This window comes from Mesorhizobium sp. ZC-5, from assembly GCF_025753855.1.
In the GTDB taxonomy this organism is placed as follows: domain Bacteria; phylum Pseudomonadota; class Alphaproteobacteria; order Rhizobiales; family Rhizobiaceae; genus Neomesorhizobium.
The window spans coordinates 16,370-41,009 of record NZ_JAOWPT010000007.1 but is presented as its reverse complement, the minus strand read 5'-3'; the positions used below and the strand labels follow the sequence as shown (position 1 = coordinate 41,009).

Here is a 24,640-nt window from a genome sequence, read left to right as displayed (position 1 = left end):
CTATATTGTTCGGATACCTGACGATATATTCGCCGGAGCCGATGTGTCAATCCACTGGCCGCAGAGATTGAAAAAGCCGAAAGCACGGCGTAGCGCGCGGTAGAAGGATGTATAAGCTGACCGAGTGGGAGCAGAGACGATTGGCATGAGACTTAGAAATTCCTGGCGGCGCAACAACATTGGCCGTCGTATGAACGAGGCAGTGAGATTGTTCGAGGCGCAGATCGTGGAGAATCTGCGATCGAATGGGCATGACGAACTCAGCGTCGCCCATATTAATCTTACGCGAAATCTCGATGAGGACGGGACCCGACTCACCGAACTCGCGCGCAGGGCGTCCATGACGAAGCAGTCCATGAGCGAACTGGTCGATCAGGTCGAGCGGACCGGACTGATCGAGAAGAGGCCTGATCCGACGGATGGCCGCGCGAAGCTCGTGTGCTTCACCGACAAGGGGATGGCCTGGCTCGAGGCATTTCATCGCAGCCTGGAGGTTGCCGAGAGTGAAATGCGCGCCGAGCTCGGTCCTGCCATGGTCGACTTGATGGTTGAAGTGCTCGCAAAGTATGTCGAGGCCCGCGAGGGGGATGTCGAGCGAGAATAGTGCCTTGACAAATCGTCTGGTTTCCTTACCAAATGCTATGATCTTCAGGGCATTTTGGGGAGGATCTGTGTGGACGGTGCCGTGGTCGATGTTGCAATTTCGGGTGGCGGGCCGTTTGGCCTGATGCTTGCGAACGAGCTCGGTCGGCGAGGAATCTCGGTCACCCTGTTTGATGAGAAGCCTTCGACGGCATTCAATCCCCAGGCGAACGCGACCCAGGCCCGCACGATGGAGCACTATCGGCGTCTAGGGTTCGCCGAGGAGGTCCGTGCTCTTGGCCTGCCGGACGATTTTCCGACCGACGTCGCTTATTTCACGCGCTACACTGGACACGAGCTTGGACGCTTCCGCCTGCCGTCCGCCCGGGAAGCGCGCGAGAGAGTGTCGTCTCTTTCGGGCTCCTGGAGCGCGGCCGAGTTGCCGCATCGCGTGTCGCAGAAATATGTAGAGCAGGTGTTGCGAAAGCATGCCGAAGCCCAGCCCGGCGTCTCGATCAACTATGGCTGGCGCGTAAGCGAGTTCATCGACTCTCAGGACGGCGTGTCGGTCACGGCGCAGGAAGTCCAGACCACCTCTCGCCGCACCGTCCGGGCCAAGTATCTTGTCGGCGGCGATGGCGCCCGCAGCTTCGTGCGCAGACAACTCGGTATCGCCTACAAGGGCGATGCGGGCGCGGTGCGAGATTTCTTCGGCGGGCGCATGTTCGCGATCTATCTGCGCTGTCCGCAATTCTACGAGGTCGTGCCCTTCGCGCCGGCGTGGATGAACGTGACTTTCAACAACCAGCGCCGCGCCTTCATGGCCGCGGTGGACGGCCGAGGCGAATTCGCGTTTCACACGCAGCTTCGCGAAGGCGAGAAGGAGGAAGACATCACGGACAAGCAGGCGCTGGAAATGTTCCAGGCCGCGGTCGGCCATCCCGTGGAAGCCGAGGTGCTTTCCCGCGGCACCTGGACGGCCGGCTACGCGCTCGTCGCAGAGAGCTATTCGCGGGGACGGGTGTTCCTCGGCGGAGACGCCGTCCATCTGTTCACGCCAGCGGGCGGACTGGGCTACAATACCGCCGTCGACGATGCGGTCAATCTGGGATGGAAACTGGCAGCAGCGATCAAGGGCGTGGGCTCGCCGACTATACTCGACAGCTATGAGATTGAGCGGCGTCCCATCGCGGTTCGCAACACGGGCTTTGCCAAGCAGTTCGCCGATTCGATCGGCCTCTATACGGCGAAGCCCGGCCTAGAAGACAACACGGCGCAAGGTGTGGCTCTCCGAAGAGAAGCCGGCGCTTATCTTTCTGGGCACGGAAAGGCGGAGTTCAACATTCCCGGGATTACCTTCGGCGCCCGGTACGACGCGTCTCCGATCATATTGTCGGAGAAGAGACCGCCGGCCGAGGATCGCCCGGACGTTTACACCCCCACAAGCGCGCCTGGCGGGCGCGCTCCCCACATATGGATCGATGCGTCGACCTCGCTTTATGATCTGTTCGGCTTCGAATGGACGCTGCTGCGCTTGGGAAGGACGCCCCCGGCGGTGGACGCCATTACATCTGCGGCTGCCCAAGCTGGCATGGACCTGAGCGTAGTCGACATTGCCTCGGCCGAGGTGGAAAGCCTGTATGAAGCGCCGTTGGTGCTTATCCGCCCCGACCAGGTCGTTGCGTGGCGCGGGACACGCGATGCGGATGCGCAATGCACGATCGAGACCGTGCTCGGGCGAAGGATGTCCGGCCTTGAGAAAATCGCCAATGAAGGCGCACAGGATACGGTATCGACGAACAGTATGCACGCATAGCTGGCTCGCGCTGCCAGCTCTGGGAACCACCGCCACCATGATCGAAACCTTTGCCCTTACGCTCAATCCGGGACGCGTGGTCTTCGGACGGGGCGCGGTGTCACAGCTTCCCGCCGAGGTCGCGCGCCTGCGCTGCAAGCGGGCGCTCGTTTTGTCGACCCCGTCCCGGAAGGCGGACGCTGAGAGGCTCGCTGGACAATTGGGCGAGGCGGCGGTCGGGGTTTTCGCCGGCGCGACGATGCACACGCCGGTTTCCGTCACCGAGCGAGCCTTGGTGGCGTACGAAGACGAACGCGCGGACTGCGTGGTCTCCTTCGGCGGCGGGTCGACTATCGGGCTCGGCAAAGCGATCGCGTGGCGCAACGATACGTCCCAGATAGTGATCGCGACCACCTATGCCGGCTCGGAGGTCACCCCCATTCTCGGAGAGACGGAGGAAAGCCTTAAGACCACCAGACGCGATCCCCGCATCCTGCCGGAAGCTGTGATCTACGATCCCGACCTGACCCTCGGCCTGCCGGTCGACATGAGCGTTTCAAGCGGGCTGAACGCCATGGCCCACGCGGTAGAGGGCCTTTATGCGCAGGACCGCAATCCGATCTCTACATGGCAGGCCGTCGAAGGCATTCGCGCGTTGAAACAGGCTTTGCCGTGCATCGTGGAGAATCCAGTTGATGGCGAGGCGCGTTCGCTCGCCCTCTATGGTTCCTGGCTCTGCGGCACCGTTCTCGGCACCGTCGGAATGGCGTTGCATCATAAGCTCTGCCACACGCTGGGAGGGAGCTTCGACCTACCGCATGCGGCAACGCACGCGATCTTGCTGCCGCACTCAGTGGCACACAACGCATCCGCCGCAGCCGAGGCGCTGAAGCCGATTGCAAATCTCTTCGGTGGCTCGCTCGGCGGCGGCCTCCACGACTTCGCCGCCTCGCTGGGCGCGCCGCTCGCCCTGCGCGATCTCGGGCTCGCCGAGAGTGACCTTGACTGCGCCGCCGACCTGGCCGTGCGCAACCCCTACTGGAACCCGCGGCCAATTGACCGCGACGCCATCCGCTCATTGCTGCAACGCGCATGGGAAGGAAAGCCCCCGCAATAGGCGGGCGGTATCACGACATCCTGCACAGGCAACGGCTCGACGGAAAGCGCGAAAGCCGCCCAAAAAACCGACAGCAACATGACGAGGGAGAAACGAAATGCAGCGCCTTTTCTCCGAAGACGGTTCGGTCGAAGCCGTCAACGAGCGCATGGTCAGGAGCGTCAACCGTCGGCTCGCCGAGATCATGGCCTGCCTGGTCGGCCATCTCCACGCCTTCGCCAAGGAGACCCAGCTTACCCAAGGCGAGTGGGAGACCGCCATCGACTTCCTGACCAGGACCGGGCAGATGTGTAGCGGCGAGCGCCAGGAGTTCATTCTGCTCAGCGACACGCTGGGCTTCTCCATGCTGGTGGATGCCATCAACAACCGCCGGCCCGCGGGCGCGACGGAGAGCACCGTCTTCGGACCGTTCCACGTCGCCGGCGCGCCCATACGGAAGATGGGAGACACGATCAACCTCGACGGCAAGGGCGAGAGCTGTCTCTACGAGGGCAGGGTGCTCGACCTCGACGGCAATCCCGTCGCGGGGGCGCACGTCGATGTGTGGTCGGACAATGCTGAGGGTTTCTACGACGTCCAACAACCGGGCATCCAGCCCAGATGGAACAATCGCGGCATCTTCGTCACCGGCCAGGACGGTGCATACAGGTTCGTCGGCATCAAGCCGGTTTCCTATCCGATCCCTAACGACGGGCCTGTCGGTCAGATGCTCGGCCAGCTCGGTCGGCATGCATACCGCCCCGCCCACATGCATTTCCTCGTGACCGCGCACAGCTACCAGAGGCTCGTGACCCACACCTTTGTCGGTGACGACCCTTACCTGGACTCCGATACCGTGTTCGGCGTGAAGGAGACGCTCGTAGCGCCTTTTGAACGTGTGGAGGGTGGCCCGACGCTCTGGCGCTCGCAATTCGATTTCGTGCTCGTTGATCGACAGCAGCCGCCGGTCCACCCCTGCGCCAACGCGGCGTCGCGCTAAGCAGGCCTATCATTTCTGGCACAAAGGGAGTCAGCCCATGCCCAACCTCAAGATATTTGTGGAGGAAGCCGTTTGGACAAAGGAAGTCGACGGTCTTGAGGCGTTGCTGCCGGCGCTGCGAGATATCCTCTGCCGTGAGCTTGAGGTCGACGCATCCATTTGTCAGTTCGCAATCATTCCTTTCCGAGGGATGAACGACCAAGCGCAGATCTCAGTCGAAATCCAGCTGTTGCAGAAGGTGGAGCGGACCCGAGATTTGATTCTATCCGTTTGCAATATGCTGCGTGCCGCAATCACCGGCATTTCACAACACAGGGTGGCGATACGTGTCCTGAATCTTGACCCTGTTGCGAGCATTTCCCTGCGTTAGATTTCCGGGTTTTCGCTTATCGGCGTAGTGGAATGTTCAAACGGGGTGTTCCTAAACTATTGATTTTGCGACATTAAAGTCAGTTCCATAATACATGTTATGCGACTACCTGATGTAGCAGGGTGCGTTCTATCTTGAACTGCGACTTTGCAGCGATACCAATGACCTATCGCATGCAAGGAACCGTAGATGAAACGCACCTACTCCCAGATCGATTTGGATGAACGCCGCAAGATCGAGCGCTGGCGCTCGATGATCGATGCGCGAAGCTTCGGATGCCGAACCAGTTTGCGAAAACGGCTGCGGCGTTCCCTGGACCGATTGTTGGCCGCCACACAGAAATAGCCGGTCAGATCCGGCATCTCCCGATCCTCGAACTTGTTGCGCGCGATCTCGCGGAAGATCGTCGAGCGATGGCGCCAGGCTGGCGTCAGTGTTGATGCGATTGCTGAGAAGCTTGGCCGCATCAAGCATGGCTGGTCGCCAGAGCAGATCGCCGGTCGACTGGCTTTTGAACGTAGCAGCGTCCGCGTCTGCCACGAGACGATCTATCGCTTTGCCTATTCGGCCGACGGCCAGGAGCTGAAGCTGTGGCGCTATCTTCCGGAGAGCCGCGCCCGACGCCGGCGGAGGCACGTCAGGCGGCGTCATGGCCGTCGATTCAGCCCGGAACTGAGCATTTTGCATCGTCCGGACATTGTTCGGGACAGAAAGCAGCTCGGACACTGGGAATGCGACCTGATCCAGTTCCGCAAGAAATTCGGCAAGGCGAACGTCACTTCGCTGGTCGAACGGGTGAGCCGCTTCACGGTCTTCCTACGCAACAACGACCGGCAGTCGCGCGCGATCATGGACGGCTTGATTGACGTGCTTGGTCCCCTTCCCTATTCCGCCCGCCGATCAATCACCTTTGACCGCGGCACCGAGTTCACAGACTGGCCCTACCTTCAGGCCGGTCTCGGCGTTCAGACATGGTTCTGCGATCCGCAGGCGCCGTGGCAGAAAGGCACGGTGGAAAACACCAACCGCGGTGCTCGCAAATGGCTTCCGCGAGACACCGATCCACTGTCGATCGAGCATCGAGACCTGCACCAGGTGTGCGCCCATCTCAACTCAACGCCCCGAAAATGCCTCGGCTTCAGAACACCGGCCGAAGTCTTCCGTCAGAAGATACTGTCGGCCAATCGGTGAACGCGCTAACCTACCCTCGCTGCGCAGTCGCACTTCAGCGAGAACTCACACAAATACAATCAGATTCGCCGATACATCAAAACTCGACCTTTCGGGCTCAGCTGCAGCAAGTAGTCGAAGTCGCTGATGTTGCCCGTTAGAACGGAGAATCCCAATTTCTGTGCCTGCAGGAACAGCACGCAGTCCTGAAGCGCCCGCAGCCTGGAATCATCCTTGTAGCCTTGAAGGCGACAAAGCATTCCTGAGAGGAGCGCGGCTCGGCCCAGAACATCAGGATCCGGTGCAAAAACCCGATGGGGTGGTGTGCATCAGCTCCTGGATGGCTACGGTGGAATGATTGACCTGCCTAAGGTCGAGGATGTCGGCTGCTGCTTCAGGCGCTCGGCCCTGCAAACCGTCGATGTAGACGACCCGAAACACCCGGGCACGGCCAAAGCTTTCAAGCAGATCGCGACCACGATCAGGGACATACCTCGTACTGGAGATGGCCGCCTCGCGCCCTAAATCTTCGTAGACATAAACGGCGGGGATCTTGGCGCGCGCCGAGCGAAGGCCGACGATCTGCTTCATGGCGGACCTGATCCCCTGCCCGCTGACGCTGTTAGTAATGACGTTCGCGATCTCGGAGTCCCGCAGGCAGGCGGCGCCTTCGCGGTGACGATAGAGCTATTCAATTTTCTGGCGGGACTTGTCCTTGTCCTCATTCATCGCCTCGGGGCGCGGTCGTTTCCGGATAACCGGGTGCAGGGCATTCGACTTGTTTCTGCTGCCCGGCTGCCCAACAGCAACCTTCAGGATCGGATGCGCCATCATGAAGTCCCTTCGGCCGTCACGCTCGGCGCGGACCAGGCCAAGCATTGTCAAGGACCTTCAGGTGCGCTGACATGGTGTTCTGCAATCAAGGCGCGAGGCGATTTCGCCGGCGGGCATGCCATCGGCACCCGCCTTAATCAGCAGGCGGAAGACTTCGAGCCGGGTATCCTAGCCAAGTGCTGCCAATGCGAGGAGATCTGACTTTTTATCCATTTATCCAAAAATCCGGAATTAAGGGTATTTAACGCCAACATATGACGGCCGCATGATCATAGGCAAGCAATGCGCGACCTCGTTGATGACGGATCCCTATGGCTGGGTAGCGTCGTCTGGTCCGCTTGAAATCGTCGCCGCGTTGCGCGATTGTCGAAGCTGGCCAAGGCAATGAGTACCCAATGAAGCGTACCGGAAAAAAGGCGCTGCCTTTCGTGCCGACCGAAATTCACGTTAGCACTGTCATGGACGAGAGAGGCCCTCTTGGCATCCTGTCGATCCAGACAACTGAAGGCTTGTTGGATATCGCGCTAGACCGGCAGACTGCCGATACCATTGTGGACGCCATCAACACAATACGGTCAAAGCTGGATTCCGACGACAGCGGTATCTAGTTGGCACGCGCTTGGGATACATCTCGATTGACTAAAATACGGAACGTCCAATGGACGATACCGGAACTAAAGCGGTAACGTCAGACCATTGTAAGCGAGACGCAAGACTATAGTCCTGCCGCCTTCTAGGGAAGGACGGAAGTTGATCAGCACGACATAGGGCCGCCCCGGATCAATACCGGACTGCACTCAGCAGAATATGGTGCGATCACGGAAGGCACTCCCGGATCGAGCCGAGCGCAGGTCTGTCCAAATATGTAATGGCCGGCAGACGCTATATTCTGTCAGTCCGTATTCACCTGCGTTTCACTCGGGCGGCGCCTCCTCTTCCAACACGACCTCCGACCCTAAGCGAGGATAGTGATACATGCCCGTCCTTCTGGTATGATGGCACGATCGCCCAGCGGAGAGGTTGGGTGGTCGCATTGGGTCCGCGTCGCCACGAGACGATCGATCGCCTGGCCTATCCGGAGCGGCCGGGAGAGCTGTAGCGCAATCTTCCGGAGAGCCGCGCCCGACCGCCGGCCGAGGCAGTCAGGCGGCTCCATGGTCGTCAATTCAGCCCGGAACTGAGCATTTTGCACCGTCCGACATAGCTCGAGACAGAAGGCAGATCGGACACTGGGAATGCGATCTGATGCAGTTCCCGCGAGAAATTCGGCAAGGCGAACGCGTCACATAGCTGGCCGAACGGGTGAGCCGCTGAATCATCAAGCCGATAGCCCTGCAGCGACAGCCACGTCCCCTCGTCCCTGTATTGTGCCGCCGACGGCGAATGATAAATCGGCGGCTGCGCTCGGCGACCTGCCACGCAACCGGAGACGGACGCCTTAATCTGACGCATCGTCGACGGCGAGATGCTGCTGCCAACTTGAGCGGGTGTCGAGGCTAAGGCAGCGGCTGACCCGGCCTAATTGAGCCCGAGCTTTTTCTTTAGCTCCGCATTCTCCTTGCGAAGACGCTCGGCGAGCAGCTTCTTCAGATGAGCATTCTCTTCCTCAAGCGCGATCAGATCCTTTAGCTCACCGCTGTCCGACGCGGGCGGCGTAGCCTTCTTCTTCCACTGGTAATAGGTCTGTTCCGATATGCTAGCCTGTGCTGTGGCGCTCTTGATGCTCTCGCCACGACTAATCGATTTCTCGATCTGTAAGAGGAGTTGGCCGCGTTCCTTTGCCGAGTAAGTTTTTCGCGCGTTGCGAACTGACGCCGAAATGTCCGTCGCAGCAGGCGCCATCTTAGCGGCTGGCTTTCGAGCCGGGCGTTCTAGCTGTGCCTTGGCTGCTTTCGGCCGCGGAGTTCTCTTTTTCTTTGCGTCAGCGGCTTCTGTATTCGCAGGCGCTTCGGTCGGGGACTGCGCTAGTTCGGCTGCCCTAAGGTCGGCCATAAGATGCTCCGCTCTTGGTTTATATCCATCTTCAACATCAATGGGTGTCACATGAGAGTCAATATGCTGACGGTTTTGCAGTCCTATCTCCTCGTTGGAATCTTTCATTGTCTCGGCGGCAATAGCGGACAGGTCGAGATCGCCCCAGATCGATCGGCTCTGTTTGCCATTGCCCCGTTTTTGTTTGACCTCCACGATAAATGGCCGGATCTGGCGCTTCATTTCCTCTTCCTTGATGATAACCGACGTGTGCGATCAGTCGTCGCTTCGTGTCATGCCGCGAAGAGTCAATGCTCCGTCCCCTCGCGTTTCCCTCGGAGCTTTATCGGACAAAACTAGCAACAAGCAAGCGGCGTCCAACATCGCAAGCGCCGTTCGACGCTAACATGCGTCTGCTAGATTGGGCGCCCGCGCCGACAATGCCAGCGAAGCGGAGATGGCCGATCTCATTCTCGGCATCGACCCGACCCTTGAGCCCGAACGCGCCCGCGAGGCGCTTCGCAGCCATATCGACCGGGCCAACTGGATGGTGACGACTGGCTACAAAGACCTGCTCGCCGGCTGACGCACACGCGGACGGCCACGCGTTTCAGACAGGCAAGTCTCTGTCCCCACGATTCCAGAGCGCACGGCCGCGTAGGAAAGCGCGGCGGGCGCCGGTCACAACGCCTTGGCATGCTGTTTTACCGCCATGTCAAGCGCCTGGCTCAGAGGCATTGCCTTGGAGAACAGGAAGCCCTGAGCGGTTCGGCAGCCAAGCTTGTGCAGGGTTTGCCGATCCGCCTCTGTTTCGACGCCCTCGGCCATGACCTCGATCCCGAGGCTCCTGCCAAGATCGATGACCGTTTTGACAAGCAGCCGGTCCTCCCGGGATCTGGCCAAGCCGCGAATGAAGCCCTGGTCTATCTTCACCTTGCGTATCCGACTGTCCTTGAGCGATGCCAATGTGGAAAAGCCGGTGCCGAAGTCATCGAGCGCGATGGCAATGCCGGCATGGGAAAGACGTCCGAGCTTTTCGTCCACCCTGTCCGGGTCGACCGGGGATTCTTCGGTAATCTCGATTTCGAACATCGTTGCAGGCAGGCCTTTTGCCGCCAGACCATCCAGAACCATGTCGTCGATATCGCCGGCTTCCAGTTCGCGCGGCGAAACATTCATCGCCACGCGAAGATCACGACACTCGGCTTTCACCAAGCCATCGATAAGAACACAACAGTCGGCGAAGACCGTTTGGGTCAGAAGCTCGAGCATTCCGGTGTGGCGCGCGGCTGTCATGATTTCGGGTGGAGAGATGGCACCATGAATCGGATGGGACCACCTTAGCAAGGCTTCAAAACCGATCACGGCCCCGGTGTCGAGTTTCACGATGGGCTGGAACCAGGGTCCCAAGCTTCTCGTCTTTATCGCCGAATGAAGGTCGCGTTCGATGGACTGGCGGCGCTGCAGTTCCCTGTCGAGTTCGGCATCGAACAGGCAAAATTCGTTCCGGCCACGCCGCTTGGCCGTGTAAAGGGCGATATCGGCCCGCAACAACATTTCCGTCAGTCCCGGGCTTTCAGCCAGGTATATCCCTATCGATGCCCCGATCCGGACGGACGCCACCTCCCGATACGAGCGGGCAATCTTGGCTATGATATTGGAGGCGAGATCACTGGCAGAAAGCGAATCCCCCGCCAAGGGAAAAAACAGCACGAATTCATCGCCGCCGATGCGGGCGAGCGTTGAGCCTTCCGGTGCCTCCTCCTCTATCCGGCGGGCGATCATGACGAGCAGTTCATCACCGGTCCTGTGACCGTAGGTATCGTTGACGGATTTGAATCCGTCCAGATCAATCAGCATCGCCACAAAGAGGCCGGCTGTGGCCTCGAACCGGCCGATGGCGTGTTCGAGGCCACGCCTGTTGAGAAGGCCCGTCAGGTGGTCCTGCCTGGAACTGGCCTCCATTTCGGCTGCAAGCCGCTCGGCCTCATGCCTCAGGCGGCTCGCTTCGCGGAAGCGCGTTTGCCCAACAAAGGAGGCTCGCACCAGGCCGCCCAGGAAGAGCAGAACGGCAAAAGCCAGAACGCAGCCTTCGAAGTTGCCTTTTGCCAGCAAGCACCCCGCTGTGATCAGGAGCGGGGGTGTGATGAAGTTGATCGCGGCAGCGGCATATGAACTGCCGTACGTAACAGCGCCAGCTGCAATGCCAGCCAGAATGATCAGATGCAGCGGTGCGTGCGGTGTCGTGTATCCGGCCGTGAGAACGGCAAGAAAGGACCATGCAAACCCTGCCATAAGGGCAAGAACGCCAAACCGGCGGAGCCGCTGCGAGGTCCCTGCAGAATCATCATGGCGTTCCGTTTGCCTTAGCTGATAACGGGCGAGCGCAAGGCGGCCGACATTTATCGCATTGACGACCAGGAACCAGATCGCGGCGCTAGAACCGCCGCCAGAAATAGCCTGCACCGTCAATATAAGGCCTGACAGGACAGTGCTTATCGGCATTGACACGAAGAAGCCGGCCCTCAGGTCAGCAAGCTGATCCTGACGGATTTTGGCGTTCAGCGTGTCTTCGTTGTTCAGGTCCATGGGCGGGTTGTCTTACCTTCCAAGGCTTCTTGGCAGGATAAGCCTATGCACACCCACTGAAGGACGGGTTAACTATTCAGCGGTTCGAGAGCGGCAACGCTATCTGCGATTCACCGCCTAAGCATGGCCGAAATGCCATGGCGGACAAAGGGAAGATATTGGGCAAGGCGAAGCCCCGCATGTCTTGCAAGCCGTGCCGCCGGGTGCTCGCCTGAGTAGAGACCGACAAGTATGTTTGTAGCATGATAGAGCGGTGCCGCCGACAGGCGTAGCCGGCTTTCGTATCTCTGGAGCATGTCGGGATCGGCAATGTCATGGCGGTCGCGACATGTTGTCATGATCTTATGGGCGAGTTGCTTCTGGCCGCTGAGGCCAATGTTGAAGCCATGCGCGGTCACCGGGTGCATGCCAATGGCGGCGTCGCCGATGAGCGCGGCGCTCGGAGCCCAGAACCTGTGCGCCCACGTCGTGACCAGCGGATAGGCATGGCGGGTGCTTGCCAAGGTCATTTTTCCGAGGCGCCCGCGACACCGCTTCGTCAATTCCACCAGAAACGAATCGTCGTCGAAAGCAAGCAGTCTGTCAGCCTCGCTTGAGCGCAAAGTGACAAGCAGCGAGGACACACCTTCCATGAGTGGCAACATCGCTATCGTTTGATGGTGATCGAACCATTCGACTGCGATCTGGTGATGGGCGCGCTCGTGCCTCACCCGACAAATCAGCATCGAGCTGCCAACCCGATTGATGTCGGCGCCGATGCCGAGCAGACCGCGCGTGGCGGACAAACGCGAATCGGCTGCAACGAGAAGCCGAGCGGTCAATTGCCTGCCGTCAGAGAGCGTTATGACTGCTCCTGTCTCGCTGTTTTTGACACCAACGACCGAGTGGCCGCACAGTAACTGGACATCATCTTGCAAGCGGATGATCTTGAACAAGGCATCGCGGATCCGACAATTTGGAACCAAGAACCCGAGTGGTTCCCGAGATCCGCCGGGAGAATCGAAGCACAGCGCAAAAGGGCTCGATCCGTTGAGCACGCGCGCGCCTTGAAGTGGTGATTTGTCGGAAGCGGGGATGGCATCCCAGACGCCGAGCTCGCGAAGAATTCTGACCGATGCGTGGGTCAGCGCGATCTCGCGACCGTCAAAAGCCGGATTTGCCAGCCTTTCGAGCGGCTGCTGTTCAATGACTGCCACCTTGAGCCGGCTCTGTGCAAGCGATGCGGCGAACGAAAGTCCGACCGGCCCGGCTCCGATGACGACGATGTCAAACCGCTCGGGGGACCCTGCCATCAGCGTGCCGCCATCGCGTCGGATATCTGCGTGGGATGCTGCTGGAGTTGAGCCGCTAGCCGTGGATCGACGGACCTGCGTTCCAGTGCCAGCCGCATACCCTCAGGCCACTGGGCAGAAAAATGCGCATAGATCGGCAACGAACGATGGAGCCAGGAACGCGGCTGATGGGCGCCCAGCCAAGGCAGATAGCCAGCCGGCAAGCGAGATTCTCACGTCGGCGGTTGGCTGATAGTGACGACCAAACTGTCCGTTAGACATGTGTTCTCCCTTGAAAGGCTGGTCGACGAAACCATGCCGATGATGAGATAACCTTGATCTGGATCAGCCAGACACGACAAAGCCGGCAACGGCGGGTTCACAGTCGGCTGGTCGTTGGCCGCGGTCTGGTCAGCTCGTATTGGAATAGCGGGCTTCCCCTTCGGTGCGGCTCTTTCTTAGCAAACGTATTCTGGCAGAACGCCCACGCAGTCCTTCGAGCGACAGCCTCAGCAGGCTGTTCCCAAGTCGACTCGGTTGACCACCGGCACCTGACAATCGTCAGCATAGCGACCTGGGTCAGCGTTCCGGCTTGTCGTCCCAGTCGATGAGGATGCGCTCAGCGGCCCCGTGAATATCCTCATATTGACCACTCCTCAACGCCCACAGAAAGCCGGACAGCCCAAGAGCGCCAAGGAACAGAGCTGATGGTATGAGGTAGACGAGCGTCGTCATCACGACTGCATTGATTCGTGAATGCCGGAGCGCGTTGCCAAAGGAGCTCTCGTCACCTCGGTGGTTGCAAAGCGTTGCAGGCGCAGCGCATTTCCAATGACAAGCAGCGACGAAGCGGACATGGCCACCGCAGCGATCAGCGGCGTGACGTGCCCTAGAATGGCTATCGGCACGGCAATGGTATTATAGACGATCGCGATCGCGATGTTCTGGCGTATCAGCCGCCCGGCTTTCCGCGAGACGTCCAGCGCAAGAGGCACGGCCAGAAGGCTCTCGCGTAGGAATACGAAATCCGCAGCGTTGCGGCCAATGTCGGCGGCGGTGGCCGGGGCGATCGAGACATGCGCCGCGCCCAGCGCGGGCGTGTCGTTCAGACCATCGCCGACCATCATTACCCGGTGACCGTCATTGCTCAGCTGCCTGATCCGCTCGACCTTTCCTGACGGCAGGAGAGTGGGGGTAAAATGGTCGACTGGTAACGCCTCCGCGACTTCGGCGCATGCGACGACCGTATCGCCGGACAACATTTCCACCGTAAGTCCGGCATTTTTCAACCGCGCAATGGCCGTGTCCGCGTCCGCCCGCAAGGCGTCCTCGAATTCGAAGGATGCGACGATCGTTCCGTTTCGGGTCAGCACCGTTCCACCTGTCTTGCCTTCGGCGCCGGTCCGACCCTTGCCGCCGGCCCATCCGCGCCGGCCCAGGCGCCAGGTGTTGCCTGCGGCTGTCGCTTCGATGCCAAAACCCGGACGCTCGGTCACTTCATTGAATGTCGGTTGCCCGGCCGGGCTCGCCAGGCCGGCGATTGCTTGCGAAAGCGGATGGCGGGAATGTGCGCCCATCGCGGCGGCGAGGGCCAGCATGGCCGGATCGATGGATGACCTGTTGACGAGCCGGGGTTTTCCCAGCGTCAGAGTGCCCGTCTTGTCGAAGACCGCTGTATCGATCGTCGCCAGGCGCTCCATGGCCGAACCATCCTTGACCATGATGCCGTTTTCGAACAGGCGCCGCGCGGCGACGACCTGCACGATCGGCACCGCGAGGCCGAGTGCGCATGGGCATGTGATGATGAGAACGGCGATGGCGATCGTCACTGCCCGATGCCAGTCGCCGGTTGCCGCCACCCAGCCGAGGAAAGTCACGAAGGCGGTGAGATGCACCACCGGCGCATAGAGCGCCGAGACGCGGTCGGCGATCCGGCGGTAATGCGCTCGACCACCCTCGGCGGCTTCCATCAGCCTGACCATTTCCGCCAGGAAGGAGTCCTTCGCAGCAGCGGTAGCCTCGACGGTCAGCGGGCCGGTAAGATTGAGCGTGCCGGCCTGGACCCGTTCCCCTGACGCCACGGTTTTCGGTGTGCTCTCGCCGGAAACCAGCGAGCAGTCGAGATCGGAGGCTCCGCGAATGATCCTGCCGTCGACGGGGATCCTTTCGCCGGCAGCGACCAGCAGCTGCATGCCCGGTTCGATCTCGCCGACAGGCAGGTAGTCGCGTGTGCCGTCATCGCGTTGCACCATGGCGCCGCGTGCCGCCAGCCGCGCCAGGCCGTTCACAGCGGTGCGGGCACGCTCCCGCATCACGTGATCCAGCGTGCGGCCGATCAACAGGAAGAACAGCAGCGAGACCGACGCGTCGAAATAGGCGTGCTCGCCGTGATTGATGGTCTCGTTAAGGCTCATGGCATAGGCGAGCGAGACGCCGACCGCGATCGGCACATCCATATTCATGCGGCCGTGGCGGAGCGCATTCCAGGCCGAGCGGAAATAGATGCCGCCGGCGAAGGCGAGCGCAGGGATGGCGATCAGCGCCGACACCCAATGGAACAGGTCCCGCGTCGCGCCTTCCGCACCTGACCAGACCGAGACCGAAAGCAGCATAATGTTGCCCGCCGCAAAGCCCGCGACCGCGACGGCGCGGATCAGTTCCGAAAGTGTCTTGTCCTTCTCGCCAACCTCGGGGTCGAACAGATGCGCCTCGTAGCCGAGCCGTCCAAGCGCGGCAACGACCGGCGGAATATCATTCCCGCGCCACTGGATCGAGACCCGTTTCGTCGACAGGTTGACGCGAACGCCCTCGACGTGATCGAGCCTGCCAAGCGCCTTCTCGATCGAATGGATGCAGGCCGCGCAATGAACCGTCGGCACTGAAAGATCGGTCTGGTGAAGGTCATAGCCAAGCGATCGGCTCGCCAATCGGATTTCCTGGCTCGAGGGCAGGACGGATGTCTCAAGATCCAGCGCCATTTCCGCGCCCGGCGCACAACAGCTCATTGCAGCGCTCCATGGGAAACGATGACACGGCGGACTTCGCGATAGGACTTTGCGAGACCTGCGTCTGCGTCCACCTCAATGATCCATACCCCATTCCGGAGCGTATGTCGGGCCGCGTATTCCTGGCCGGAGGCAAGGGCAAGAGTGATGGACTCGTCCCCTTTTTCGTAGGCGGGATGACGGAAGATCACCTTGACGCCGTGCAATGCGACAGGCTTGCCTGCCGCATCTGCGAGGCTGTAGCGAATCTCGCCACCGGCAATCGTCAACCGGCTCTTCCAGCCAAGTGACGCCTGAGCCCGGCCTTCCTCTGCTTTCTTGTTGAATTCCTGGCTCGCCACATAGCTATTTTCGACGACGAGCCCGGTCCAGCTTGTGTTGGCGAGCGTCGCCATGATCAGATTGACCGCGATGACCACCCCAAAAAAGGCAAGGATGGTGAATAGCATGTGCCGGCCGGTGAATTCGCGGGATTTCTGCGTATTCGCGCTCATCTGGCGGTCTCCGGTGCGTTGAAAGTGGCGGTGTATTCGTCCGACTCGAAACTCGCCTTGTCCTCGACCCGGAACGTGAAGATTTGCGCTGCGCCGTGGATCTGATCCGCCGGCTGGCGCACAAAGATTTTCAACATTTTCAGGCGGTCGGGCTCGACCGGAATGGCAAAGGAACGACCTGCCGCGATATCGTCGCCGACCACGCTCATGTCAGCCCCTTGCAACGCCTGCATCGTGACGACGATCGTCCTTGGCTCGGGGATCATGTTGAGCAGCTTAACGGTGTAGCCGTTGCGGATGGATCCATCGGACAGCGTCACGAATTGCGGGTTGCGGTCGTGAAGCACGTTCACTTCGAGCCGGTTGCGGGTCATCAGAGAATAGAGCAGTCCGATGCCGACCAGTGACCACAAGCCCGTGTAGACATAGATGCGCGGCCTAAAGATCTTGCGCAGCTGGAAATGCGCCAGATTATCGATGAAACGTCCGTCAGCGGTCCTCACAAGCGATGGATTGACCAGCGTGGCGCCCCCCGTCATAGCAAGAGCCATGTTCGCATTGTAATCGTCGAGCGTGGCGTAGGAGATCAGCCCTCGCTCCTTGCCGAGCTTATCCATGACGCCGTCGCAAGCGTCGATGCAAAGCGCACAGGTGATGCATTCGAGTTGCTGGCCGTCGCGGATATCGATGCCCATGGGGCAGACGGCGACGCAGGCGTTGCAATCGACGCAGTCACCGACCGACTGCCCCGCGGCTTGCACCTTCTTGGCGTGGCGCGAGCGCGGTTCGCCGCGCCAATCATTATAGGTAACGGTCAGCGAACTCTCGTCGAGCATGGCTGCCTGGATGCGCGGCCAGGGACACATGTAGGTGCAGATCTGCTCGCGCATCAGCCCGCCGAACGTGTAGGTGGTCGCTGTCAGCACCGCGACAGTGATGTAAGCTACCGGTGCGGCACTGCCAGTAAAGACGTCATGAAACAAGGTAGGCGCATCGGAGAAATAGAAGATCCAGGCGCCACCGGTCGCCACCGCGATCAGCAACCAGATGAAATGCTTGGCCGTGCGCAAGACCAGCTTGCGTGCGCTCCAGGGTCCGGCGTCGAGTTTCATGCGGGCATTGCGATCGCCTTCGATAGCTCGCTCGACGACCAGGAACAGATCAACCCAAACGGTTTGCGGACATGTATAGCCGCACCAGGCGCGGCCAACCGTGGATGTGATCAGGAAAAGGCCAAAGCCGGCCATGACGAGAAGGCCTGCTACGTAGTAGAATTCCTGCGGCCAAATCTCGATGAAGAAGACATAGAAGCGGCGGTTGGCGAGATCGATCAGCACAGCCTGATCGGGGGCAAATGGCCCGCGATCCCATCGCAGCCAAGGGGTCAGGTAATAGGTACCAAGCGTGATCGCCATCACCAGCCATTTGAACCGGCGAAAGCTGCCTGTGGCGCGTTTGGGGAAGATCTTCTTGCGCGCGGCATAGAGTGGTTGTCGTAGCTTGGCGGAGTTGGCCGCCTCGGCTTCCAGCCGTTCTGTCTGCCTATCATCAAGCACGAGAAGCTCCCGTCACCAGCGACGATTTCGCCGAAAGCCAGGCCCATCGGTTCTGGCTGATGCCCGCGTTGAGCAAGCTTGCCGTATGGCGGGCAGCGATGCGTTGATGCAGGTCAGTCGCCCGATGCCGCGATGCAGTCGAGGCCCGGCGCGCGCCGGGCCTCGTCGCTTGGCGGGAGGGGGGTCGAGAATAGGCTTGGGTTACTATTCTCCGCCGCCAAGCGAATGGACATAGACTGCAAGCTCCTTGACTTTGGTCTCGCCGAGCCGCCCGATCCAGGCCGGCATCACGCCCTGTTTCGGCGCGCGGACCTGGGCGGCGATGGCCGTCTCGCCCGGTCCATAAAGCCAGATCGCATCGGTCAGATCGGGAGCGCCGAGTTCCTTGTTGCCCTTTGCATTGTCGCCATGACAGGCGACGCAATTTTCGGCAAAGACCTTGGCGCCTGGCTCGATGAGGCTTGCGTCCTGGACCTTGCCGGAAAGGCTGGCCACGTATGCGCTCACCTGAGCAATCTGGTCAGGGGTGATGATGTCACCGAAGGCCGGCATTTCCGAGATCCGCGTGTCAGTATCGGACGCGAAGCGGATTCCGTGCGTGATCGTCTGCTGGATCTGCTCGGCCTTGCCGCCCCACAACCAGTCGTCGTCATTGAGATTGGGAAAGCCCTTGGAGCCCTGGGCACCGGAGCCATGACATTGGACGCAATTGACCTTGAAGGCGGCGCCACCGGCGGCGACCGCGAATTCGCGCAAGCCATCGTCCGCGGCAATCTCCGAGACGCTCTTGGACCCTACCGCCTCGACATATTTGCCCTTGGCGGCTTCGGCCACCGCCAGATCGTTCTTGACCTGGTTGCGGCTGGAATAGCCGAGCACACCTTTCGTCGCCGAGTTCAGCAGCGGCCATGCCGGATAGGCGATGGTGTAGCCGATCGCCCAGACAATCGTGACGTAGAAGGTTACGACCCACCAGCGCGGAAGCGGGGTGTTCAGCTCCCTGATACCGTCCCAATCATGACCAGTCGTGGAGACTCCCGACACTTCGTCGATGTGCTCGTTGTTGCTCATGATCTGCCGTCCTCAAGGGGAATCTGGGCAGCTTCGTCGGCCATCTTGCGGCTGCCGGGGCGGAGCGCGAAGGCAATTGCACCGACAAAGAAAAGCGCCATGGCGACCAGACCCCAGCTGTCGGCAAACTCTCGCATCAAATTGTAATCCATGGATAAAGCTCCTCAGCGGTAGCCGGTGGCTTCGTCGTAGTTCTTGAAATCGACCAGCGTGCCGAGCATCTGCAGATAGGCGACGAGGGCATCCATTTCGGTGACTTGTTGCGGGTTGCCGTCAAAGTCGCCGATCTTGGCTTTGGGATAGCGGGCCTCAAGGCCGGATGTGTCGGCGCTGGGATCGGCCTGCGCCATCAGGTCGACATTGGCGTGCGCGATCATGTCATCGTTGTAAGGGACACCGACACGCCTGTTGGCGACCAGATGCGTCGAGAAGTCCTTCACGTCGATCGATGCGTCTTTGAGGAACGCGTAGCTCGGCATGATCGATTCCGGCACCACCGAACGCGGATCCGTAAGGTGCTCGACGTGCCATACATTCGAGTAGCGGTCACCGACCCGTGCGAGATCCGGCCCCGTGCGCTTCGATCCCCATTGGAACGGGTGATCGTACATCGACTCGGCGGCGAGACTATAGTGACCGTAGCGCTCGACTTCGTCGCGGAACGGCCTGATCATCTGGCTGTGGCAGAGATAACAGCCCTCGCGCACATAGATGTTGCGCCCGACAAGTTCGAGCGGCGAATAGGGACGCATGCCCTCCACCTTCTCGATCGTGTTGTCGAGATAGAAGAGCGGTGCGATCTCAACGATGCCGCCGACGGTCACTACAAGAAGGGAACCAACGAGAAGAAGCGAGGCGTTCTTCTCGATGATTGCGTGTTTGTCCATCAAGCCCAATTTCTCGCTCCTGATCGCTTAGGCTGGAAGGCTGGAACAGAGCCCGGCATCGGATCTTCCTCACGTTGGTAGCCAAGGATCGTCATGGTGATGTTCCAGGCCATGATGAGGGCGCCGGAGAGGTACATGGCTCCGCCGATGGCGCGCATGACATAGTAGGGGTGCATGGCGGCCACGGTTTCGGCGAAGGAGTAGACCAGGAAACCCTGCTCGTCGTATTCGCGCCACATCAGGCCCTGCATGATGCCGGAGACCCACATGACAGCGGCGTAGACTACTATCCCGAGCGTCGCCAGCCAGAAGTGCCAGGTGACGAGCCTCAGGGAGTAGAGCCGTTCACGGTTCCAGAGCTTCGGCACCATGTAGTAGATCGCGCCGAACGAGATCATGCCGACCCAGCCGAGCGCACCGGAATGGACGTGCCCGATGGTCCAGTCGGTGTAGTGCGACAGCGAGTTGACCGTCTTGATCGACATCATCGGACCTTCGAATGTCGACATGCCGTAGAAGGCGATGGCCATCACCATCATGCGGATGATCGGATCGGTGCGGAGCTTGTCCCATGCGCCGGAGAGCGTCATCAGACCGTTGATCATGCCGCCCCAGGAAGGCATCCACAGCATGATCGAGAATGCCATACCGAGCGTCTGCGCCCAGTCAGGCAGGGCAGTGTAGTGCAGGTGATGTGGACCGGCCCAGATATAGAGGAAGATTAGCGCCCAGAAGTGGATGATCGAAAGGCGGTAGGAATAGACCGGTCGGTTCGCCTGCTTTGGCACGAAATAATACATCATGCCGAGGAAGCCGGCGGTCAGGAAGAAGCCGACGGCATTGTGGCCATACCACCACTGCGTCAAGGCGTCCTGAACGCCGGAAAAGGCGGAGTAGCTCTTGGAACCGAGGAAGGACGCCGGCATCGAGAGGTTGTTGATCACATGCAGCATCGCGATGGTCACGATGAAGGAGAGGTAGAACCAGTTGGCGACGTAGATGTGCGGTTCCTTGCGCTTCAGGATCGTGCCGAGGAACAGGATGAGATAGGCGACCCAAACGATGGTCAGCCAGATGTCCACATACCATTCGGGTTCGGCGTATTCACGGCTCTCGGTGATGCCGAGCAGATAGCCAGTCGCGGCCATGACGATGAAGAGCTGGTAGCCCCAGAACACGAACCAGCCGAGATTGCCGCCGAATAGCCTCGCGCGGCAGGTTCGTTGCACGACATACATTGACGTGCACAGAAGGGCATTGCCGCCGAAAGCAAAAATGACACCCGACGTATGCAGCGGCCGCAAACGGCCGAAATTGAACCAGGGCTGGATGTTGAGATCGGGGTAGGCAAGCTGCAGCGCGATGACCACACCGACAGTCATGCCGACGATACCCCAGAACATGGTCGCGATGGCGCCGTATCGGATTGGACCATCCATATAGGCTGACGGATCGACCGCGGCTGCCGGCGCGAAACTCGTGTTGCGTAGAAGAACAGCGGCGAAACCCAGCAGCGCGATGAGCAGCACCAACATATGCTGTCGGAATGGCTCGTCCACGCCGAAGCCGGCAGCCACAAAAGCCGCAAACGCGAACAGGCTTAGAAGGACGATCTCTGTGCCGAATTTCATCGCAAGTTCCGATCTCCAATTCCGACGGACGCCAAATCCGCAGTCCACTAATTGCGCAGCCGCCGCCTGCTTGCCCTGATCCATGTCAGAGCCGCACGATTTTTGCTTCGGGGCAGCATTGAGTTCGGTGCGATTGGAAGATGGCGATTGAACGAGAAAATGCCGAACGGGCCGCCCCGTTTATGGACAAGTCCGGTTCCCCGGGCCGGGCCGGTGTGGAGGCGATTCCGGACGATGTGGTGAAGCGCGCGTCTGCGACGCGCTGGAAAATATAGCCGGTGCCTTGCCGTACGTCGATCGCCTTCAAATGCCTTGGGACAGCCAGCGCGAACGCTTCGAGGAGACGGTCATTTTTCCTGCGCGTATAAGGCGTGCTGACCTTGGCCGAGCCCAATCTTGCGTCCACCAGCCGGTTGCGCGTCGAGCACCTCGGGGATCAATGCTTCGCAAGACGAGGTGGCCAAAACGCTCCTGGCGATCGGAGATCGTCATCCGATAGCGAGTGTGGAAGCAGTCGGGTTCATGCTACGCGGCTTCTTCGAAGCGCGATACATCGCTCATTCAAGGGGCGGTTGCGCCTCGGCCGCCGCAGCGCTGTTCCAGCCGGCTCATGCTGTCCACTGTGACATGGCGGTTGTTCTCGATCCGGATCACACCGTCCATTCTCAGTCTGGTCAGCTGACGGCTCACCGTCTCGTTTGTGGTTCCAAGGAAATCAGAAATGTCGGCACGCGTCAGCGGCAGCTCGAAGCACGCCGACCTGGCCCCAGGCTCAAGACTGGAATCGATATTCCGGGCGATCATGAGGAGAAAGCTCGCCACCTTCTCCGGTGCGGTCTTGCGCCCCAGAGTCACCATCCATTCACGTGCCTCGTCGAGTTCGTAGAGCGTCTGCTTGAGCAGGCGGTGCTCAAATTCTGGTGATTCCTTCATCGTCCGTTCGATGGCCGCCCTGGGAAACGAGCACAGCGAGACAGCTGTTGCGGCTTCCGCATTGATCGTGCTTTTGACTCTGAAGGGCCGTCCCAGAAAATCCGGCGCGAACTGGAGGCCGACAATCTGCTGGCGGCCGTCCGAAAGGCTCTTCGTCAGCTTCACCACGCCTGAAAGCAGGTTTGAATAGCTGTCGACAGTCTCAGCGTCGCCGATCAGTTCGACCCCCGGATCGATCTTGTGCCGCGACGACGTCTTGGCGAGCCGAGCCAAATGGTCTGGATCGAGCGCACCACAGACGCCGTGGTGCCGTGCCTCGCAAGACAGGCAAAGAGCGGGAATGCCGGAACTGCGAATGTCCTGCCGTACTGTCATTTGATCGCTCTACCGGTCCCAATTTGTCGGCAGGATAGCAATCGACGGTAGAAAAATCCTTGCGGCAGTTTGTCCGTGCCGGAGGTTGACCCAAATCAGGGCTTGGCTCGTCAATGCCTCCAGAGTTCCAGCGAAAAGCAAACACCGTGGGTCACGACATGCTACCGGAACTAGCTGCCAGACTTGGCGAGAACGTCCCGCGCTATACCAGTTATCCGACCACGCCGCATTTCCATCCGGGCATCGATGCTGTCGTTTACCGCGGCTGGTTGGAGGCGCTCGAAAGCGGTGGCGAGATATCGCTTTACCTGCATGTTCCCTATTGCGACAGGCTGTGCTGGTTCTGCGCGTGCCATACCAAGCAGACCCGCCACTATGAGCCAGTGGCCGCATATCTGCGCTCGCTGTATGCGGAGATTGCGACTGTTGGCGGCCTTGTCAGCGGCAAGGGCCGAGTTCGCGCAGTTCATTTCGGGGGCGGTTCGCCGACGATGCTGAAGCCCGAGGACATGATGACACTGGGCACGGTCCTGCGGGACAGCTTCGATTTTCTCGGCGATGCGACGATCAGCGTCGAGATCGATCCGAACAATACGGACGAAGCCCGCCTTGATGCACTTGCTGAAATCGGGATGACGCGGGCGAGCCTCGGCGTGCAGGATTTCGATCCGAACGTGCAAAAGGCAATCAATCGCAAGCAAAGCTTTTTGCAGACCAAGGCAGTCGTCGACGGAGTTCGCTCACGCGGTGTCGAGTCCGTGAACCTCGATCTGCTTTACGGCTTGCCGCATCAGACAAGGGAGAGCGTCTCCTCCACCGTCGCGCGGGCGCTGACCCTGGAGCCAGACCGGATAGCGCTTTTTGGCTACGCCCATGTACCGTGGTTCAAGAAACACCAGACGATGATCGACGAGGCATGGCTTCCCGACACCACCGAGCGGTTCGCTCAATCGCGACTTGCCGCGCGAGCGATTGTGGACGAGGGGTACGAATCAATCGGGCTCGACCATTTCGCAAAGCCGGGCGATGCGTTGGCTATAGCGGCCCGCGCGGGGACTTTGCATCGCAATTTTCAGGGTTACACCGAGGATCGCTGCGAGACGTTGATCGGACTTGGCCCTTCGTCCATCGGCCGTTTTCGCCAGGGCTACGTGCAGAACATGCCTTCGACCGGCGAGTACGGCCGCATGGTTGCAGACGGCAGGTTGGCTGCTGTGCGCGGGATCGTGCTGTCCGACGACGATCGCGGCCGGGGCTGGATCATCGAGCGGCTGATGTGCGATTTCGCCTTCTCGGCGATCGACCTGGTGGAGAGCTTCGGGGAAGCCGGCCAAAAGCTGCTTCTTCAGGCAAGCTCCATCGCCCTTCAGGATCCCGCTCGACTGCTTGAACTCCAAGGCGACAGTTTCGTCGTGCCGGCGGAAAATCGTCCGTTCGTGAGGAGCATTGCGGTGAAGTTCGACAAATATTTCGAAAGTGGAGCGGCCAGGCATTCGGCGGCAATCTGAGCACCGCAGAGGAAAGGTCACGGTTTTCAGTCGATCGTGAACCGATTGCGCTACGTTTTTGACTCTTCATCGACCACTTTCGCGTCAAGATAGGATTTCACAACGGACCAGATGCGATGGCATTAGCGACGATATCGTCCGGTCGTGCCTTCCGGCACCCTATTTCATTTCGAAGTCCCGCAAGCGCCACGTTGAGTCCGGCCGCCTTTTTGTATCGGAAGCAGACAACAATCGTCTTCGCCGGATCCAGGATCGGGGTCTCGACCTTGTCGATAACATGCCGCTCGAAGCCCACCGACCTGGCGTTGTGCGAATGATTCGAACTGGCGCATAGGACATGCATCGCATCGCGCTATCGCAACCAAGATGTGACAGGGCTCCTGGCGCGCGAGCTCGTGGTCCTGGAGTGAGGAGACCCAGTCAAAATTCTCCGATGACCGCTTTCCGCTAGATTATGCGCCAGATTGATGTCCTCATCGGTGCGATCGTGGCAACAGAGCCG

The 24,640-nt window shown here is 60.1% G+C and carries 23 protein-coding genes and 2 pseudogenes; 9 read left to right on the top strand and 16 right to left on the bottom strand.

Going from position 1 to position 24,640, the window contains the following annotated elements; all coding sequences use genetic code 11:
• The first annotated feature begins 190 nt into the window (after nt 1-190).
• The 6 genes and pseudogenes from OHD58_RS18900 (at nt 191) to OHD58_RS18875 (ending at nt 6,034) form a co-directional block, all read left to right on the top strand.
• Nucleotides 191-604 (top strand): MarR family winged helix-turn-helix transcriptional regulator, encoded by a 414-nt coding sequence (locus OHD58_RS18900; RefSeq protein ID WP_006204619.1) that lies wholly within the window; start codon nt 191-193, stop codon nt 602-604.
• 69 nt (nt 605-673) lie between these two features.
• On the top strand, nt 674-2,398 hold the full coding sequence (locus tag OHD58_RS18895) for an FAD-dependent oxidoreductase (protein WP_263804957.1): 1,725 nt from the start codon (nt 674-676) through the stop codon (nt 2,396-2,398).
• Nucleotides 2,399-2,435: 37 nt separating this feature from the next.
• Nucleotides 2,436-3,494 (top strand): maleylacetate reductase, encoded by a 1,059-nt coding sequence (locus tag OHD58_RS18890; RefSeq protein ID WP_263804956.1) that lies wholly within the window; start codon nt 2,436-2,438, stop codon nt 3,492-3,494.
• 97 nt (nt 3,495-3,591) lie between these two features.
• Nucleotides 3,592-4,473 carry a dioxygenase gene (locus OHD58_RS18885; protein WP_263804955.1) on the top strand — a complete coding sequence of 294 codons (882 nt, stop codon included), beginning with the start codon at nt 3,592-3,594 and terminating at the stop codon, nt 4,471-4,473.
• A 37-nt stretch (nt 4,474-4,510) separates the two neighbouring features.
• Nucleotides 4,511-4,843, top strand: coding sequence for a hypothetical protein (locus OHD58_RS18880; protein WP_006204615.1), 333 nt, complete (start codon nt 4,511-4,513; stop codon nt 4,841-4,843).
• Nucleotides 4,844-5,032: 189 nt separating this feature from the next.
• A pseudogene (locus OHD58_RS18875) lies at nt 5,033-6,034 on the top strand (IS30 family transposase).
• 270 nt (nt 6,035-6,304) lie between these two features.
• Here OHD58_RS18875 and OHD58_RS30735 read toward each other — a convergent pair.
• From OHD58_RS30735 to OHD58_RS30725, 3 genes and pseudogenes are all read right to left on the bottom strand, one after another.
• Nucleotides 6,305-6,604, bottom strand: a complete 300-nt coding sequence (locus OHD58_RS30735; protein WP_412177245.1) for a hypothetical protein — start codon at nt 6,602-6,604, stop codon at nt 6,305-6,307.
• A 96-nt stretch (nt 6,605-6,700) separates the two neighbouring features.
• Entirely contained in the window at nt 6,701-6,892 is a 192-nt protein-coding gene (locus tag OHD58_RS30730) for a hypothetical protein (RefSeq protein WP_006204613.1), read from the bottom strand.
• A 12-nt stretch (nt 6,893-6,904) separates the two neighbouring features.
• Nucleotides 6,905-7,000: pseudogene (locus OHD58_RS30725) on the bottom strand (hypothetical protein); the annotation flags it as partial.
• Nucleotides 7,001-7,242: 242 nt separating this feature from the next.
• Here OHD58_RS30725 and OHD58_RS18860 point away from each other — a divergent pair.
• Nucleotides 7,243-7,455 (top strand): hypothetical protein, encoded by a 213-nt coding sequence (locus OHD58_RS18860; protein ID WP_006204612.1) that lies wholly within the window; start codon nt 7,243-7,245, stop codon nt 7,453-7,455.
• A gap of 910 nt (nt 7,456-8,365) precedes the next feature.
• On the opposite strand, the gene OHD58_RS18855 is transcribed toward OHD58_RS18860, so the two are convergent.
• Nucleotides 8,366-9,061: a transposase gene (locus OHD58_RS18855; RefSeq protein ID WP_318528268.1), complete on the bottom strand. Its 696-nt coding sequence runs from the start codon at nt 9,059-9,061 to the stop codon at nt 8,366-8,368.
• Between the two features lie 214 nt (nt 9,062-9,275).
• On the opposite strand from OHD58_RS18855, the gene OHD58_RS18850 reads away from it, so the two are divergent.
• Nucleotides 9,276-9,404 carry a hypothetical protein gene (locus OHD58_RS18850; protein ID WP_263792225.1) on the top strand — a complete coding sequence of 43 codons (129 nt, stop codon included), beginning with the start codon at nt 9,276-9,278 and terminating at the stop codon, nt 9,402-9,404.
• A 95-nt stretch (nt 9,405-9,499) separates the two neighbouring features.
• On the opposite strand, the gene OHD58_RS18845 is transcribed toward OHD58_RS18850, so the two are convergent.
• The 12 genes from OHD58_RS18845 to OHD58_RS18790 form a co-directional block, all read right to left on the bottom strand.
• A complete protein-coding gene (locus OHD58_RS18845) occupies nt 9,500-11,407 on the bottom strand; it encodes a putative bifunctional diguanylate cyclase/phosphodiesterase (RefSeq protein ID WP_263804954.1) in 1,908 nt (635 codons plus the stop codon).
• A 110-nt stretch (nt 11,408-11,517) separates the two neighbouring features.
• Nucleotides 11,518-12,699: a 5-demethoxyubiquinol-8 5-hydroxylase UbiM gene (gene ubiM / locus OHD58_RS18840; RefSeq protein WP_006204607.1), complete on the bottom strand. Its 1,182-nt coding sequence runs from the start codon at nt 12,697-12,699 to the stop codon at nt 11,518-11,520.
• Nucleotides 12,700-13,257: 558 nt separating this feature from the next.
• Complete coding sequence (gene ccoS / locus OHD58_RS18835) at nt 13,258-13,413, bottom strand: cbb3-type cytochrome oxidase assembly protein CcoS (protein WP_006204605.1); 156 nt, start codon at nt 13,411-13,413, stop codon at nt 13,258-13,260.
• On the bottom strand, nt 13,413-15,683 hold the full coding sequence (locus tag OHD58_RS18830) for a cation-translocating P-type ATPase (protein ID WP_263804953.1): 2,271 nt from the start codon (nt 15,681-15,683) through the stop codon (nt 13,413-13,415). The genes ccoS and OHD58_RS18830 overlap by 1 nt, the downstream gene beginning before the upstream one ends.
• A complete protein-coding gene (locus OHD58_RS18825; protein WP_006204603.1) occupies nt 15,680-16,177 on the bottom strand; it encodes a FixH family protein in 498 nt (165 codons plus the stop codon). Before OHD58_RS18825 ends, OHD58_RS18830 begins: the two co-directional genes overlap by 4 nt.
• Nucleotides 16,174-17,733 (bottom strand): cytochrome c oxidase accessory protein CcoG, encoded by a 1,560-nt coding sequence (gene ccoG / locus OHD58_RS18820; protein WP_263804952.1) that lies wholly within the window; start codon nt 17,731-17,733, stop codon nt 16,174-16,176. The genes OHD58_RS18825 and ccoG overlap by 4 nt, the downstream gene beginning before the upstream one ends.
• A 204-nt stretch (nt 17,734-17,937) precedes the next feature.
• Nucleotides 17,938-18,804: a cytochrome-c oxidase, cbb3-type subunit III gene (gene ccoP, locus OHD58_RS18815; protein WP_006204599.1), complete on the bottom strand. Its 867-nt coding sequence runs from the start codon at nt 18,802-18,804 to the stop codon at nt 17,938-17,940.
• A complete protein-coding gene (locus OHD58_RS18810; protein WP_006204598.1) occupies nt 18,801-18,956 on the bottom strand; it encodes a CcoQ/FixQ family Cbb3-type cytochrome c oxidase assembly chaperone in 156 nt (51 codons plus the stop codon). Before OHD58_RS18810 ends, ccoP begins: the two co-directional genes overlap by 4 nt.
• A gap of 12 nt (nt 18,957-18,968) precedes the next feature.
• Complete coding sequence (gene ccoO / locus OHD58_RS18805; protein ID WP_006204597.1) at nt 18,969-19,700, bottom strand: cytochrome-c oxidase, cbb3-type subunit II; 732 nt, start codon at nt 19,698-19,700, stop codon at nt 18,969-18,971.
• Nucleotides 19,691-21,322, bottom strand: a complete 1,632-nt coding sequence (gene ccoN / locus OHD58_RS18800) for a cytochrome-c oxidase, cbb3-type subunit I (RefSeq protein WP_006204595.1) — start codon at nt 21,320-21,322, stop codon at nt 19,691-19,693. Before ccoN ends, ccoO begins: the two co-directional genes overlap by 10 nt.
• A gap of 85 nt (nt 21,323-21,407) precedes the next feature.
• Nucleotides 21,408-21,716 (bottom strand): hypothetical protein, encoded by a 309-nt coding sequence (locus OHD58_RS18795; RefSeq protein WP_156788634.1) that lies wholly within the window; start codon nt 21,714-21,716, stop codon nt 21,408-21,410.
• A 167-nt stretch (nt 21,717-21,883) separates the two neighbouring features.
• Nucleotides 21,884-22,630: a Crp/Fnr family transcriptional regulator gene (locus tag OHD58_RS18790; RefSeq protein ID WP_040583499.1), complete on the bottom strand. Its 747-nt coding sequence runs from the start codon at nt 22,628-22,630 to the stop codon at nt 21,884-21,886.
• A gap of 158 nt (nt 22,631-22,788) precedes the next feature.
• Here OHD58_RS18790 and hemN point away from each other — a divergent pair, with 158 nt between their 5' ends.
• Entirely contained in the window at nt 22,789-24,138 is a 1,350-nt protein-coding gene (hemN, locus tag OHD58_RS18785; protein ID WP_263804951.1) for an oxygen-independent coproporphyrinogen III oxidase, read from the top strand.
• Nucleotides 24,139-24,640 lie beyond the last annotated feature (502 nt).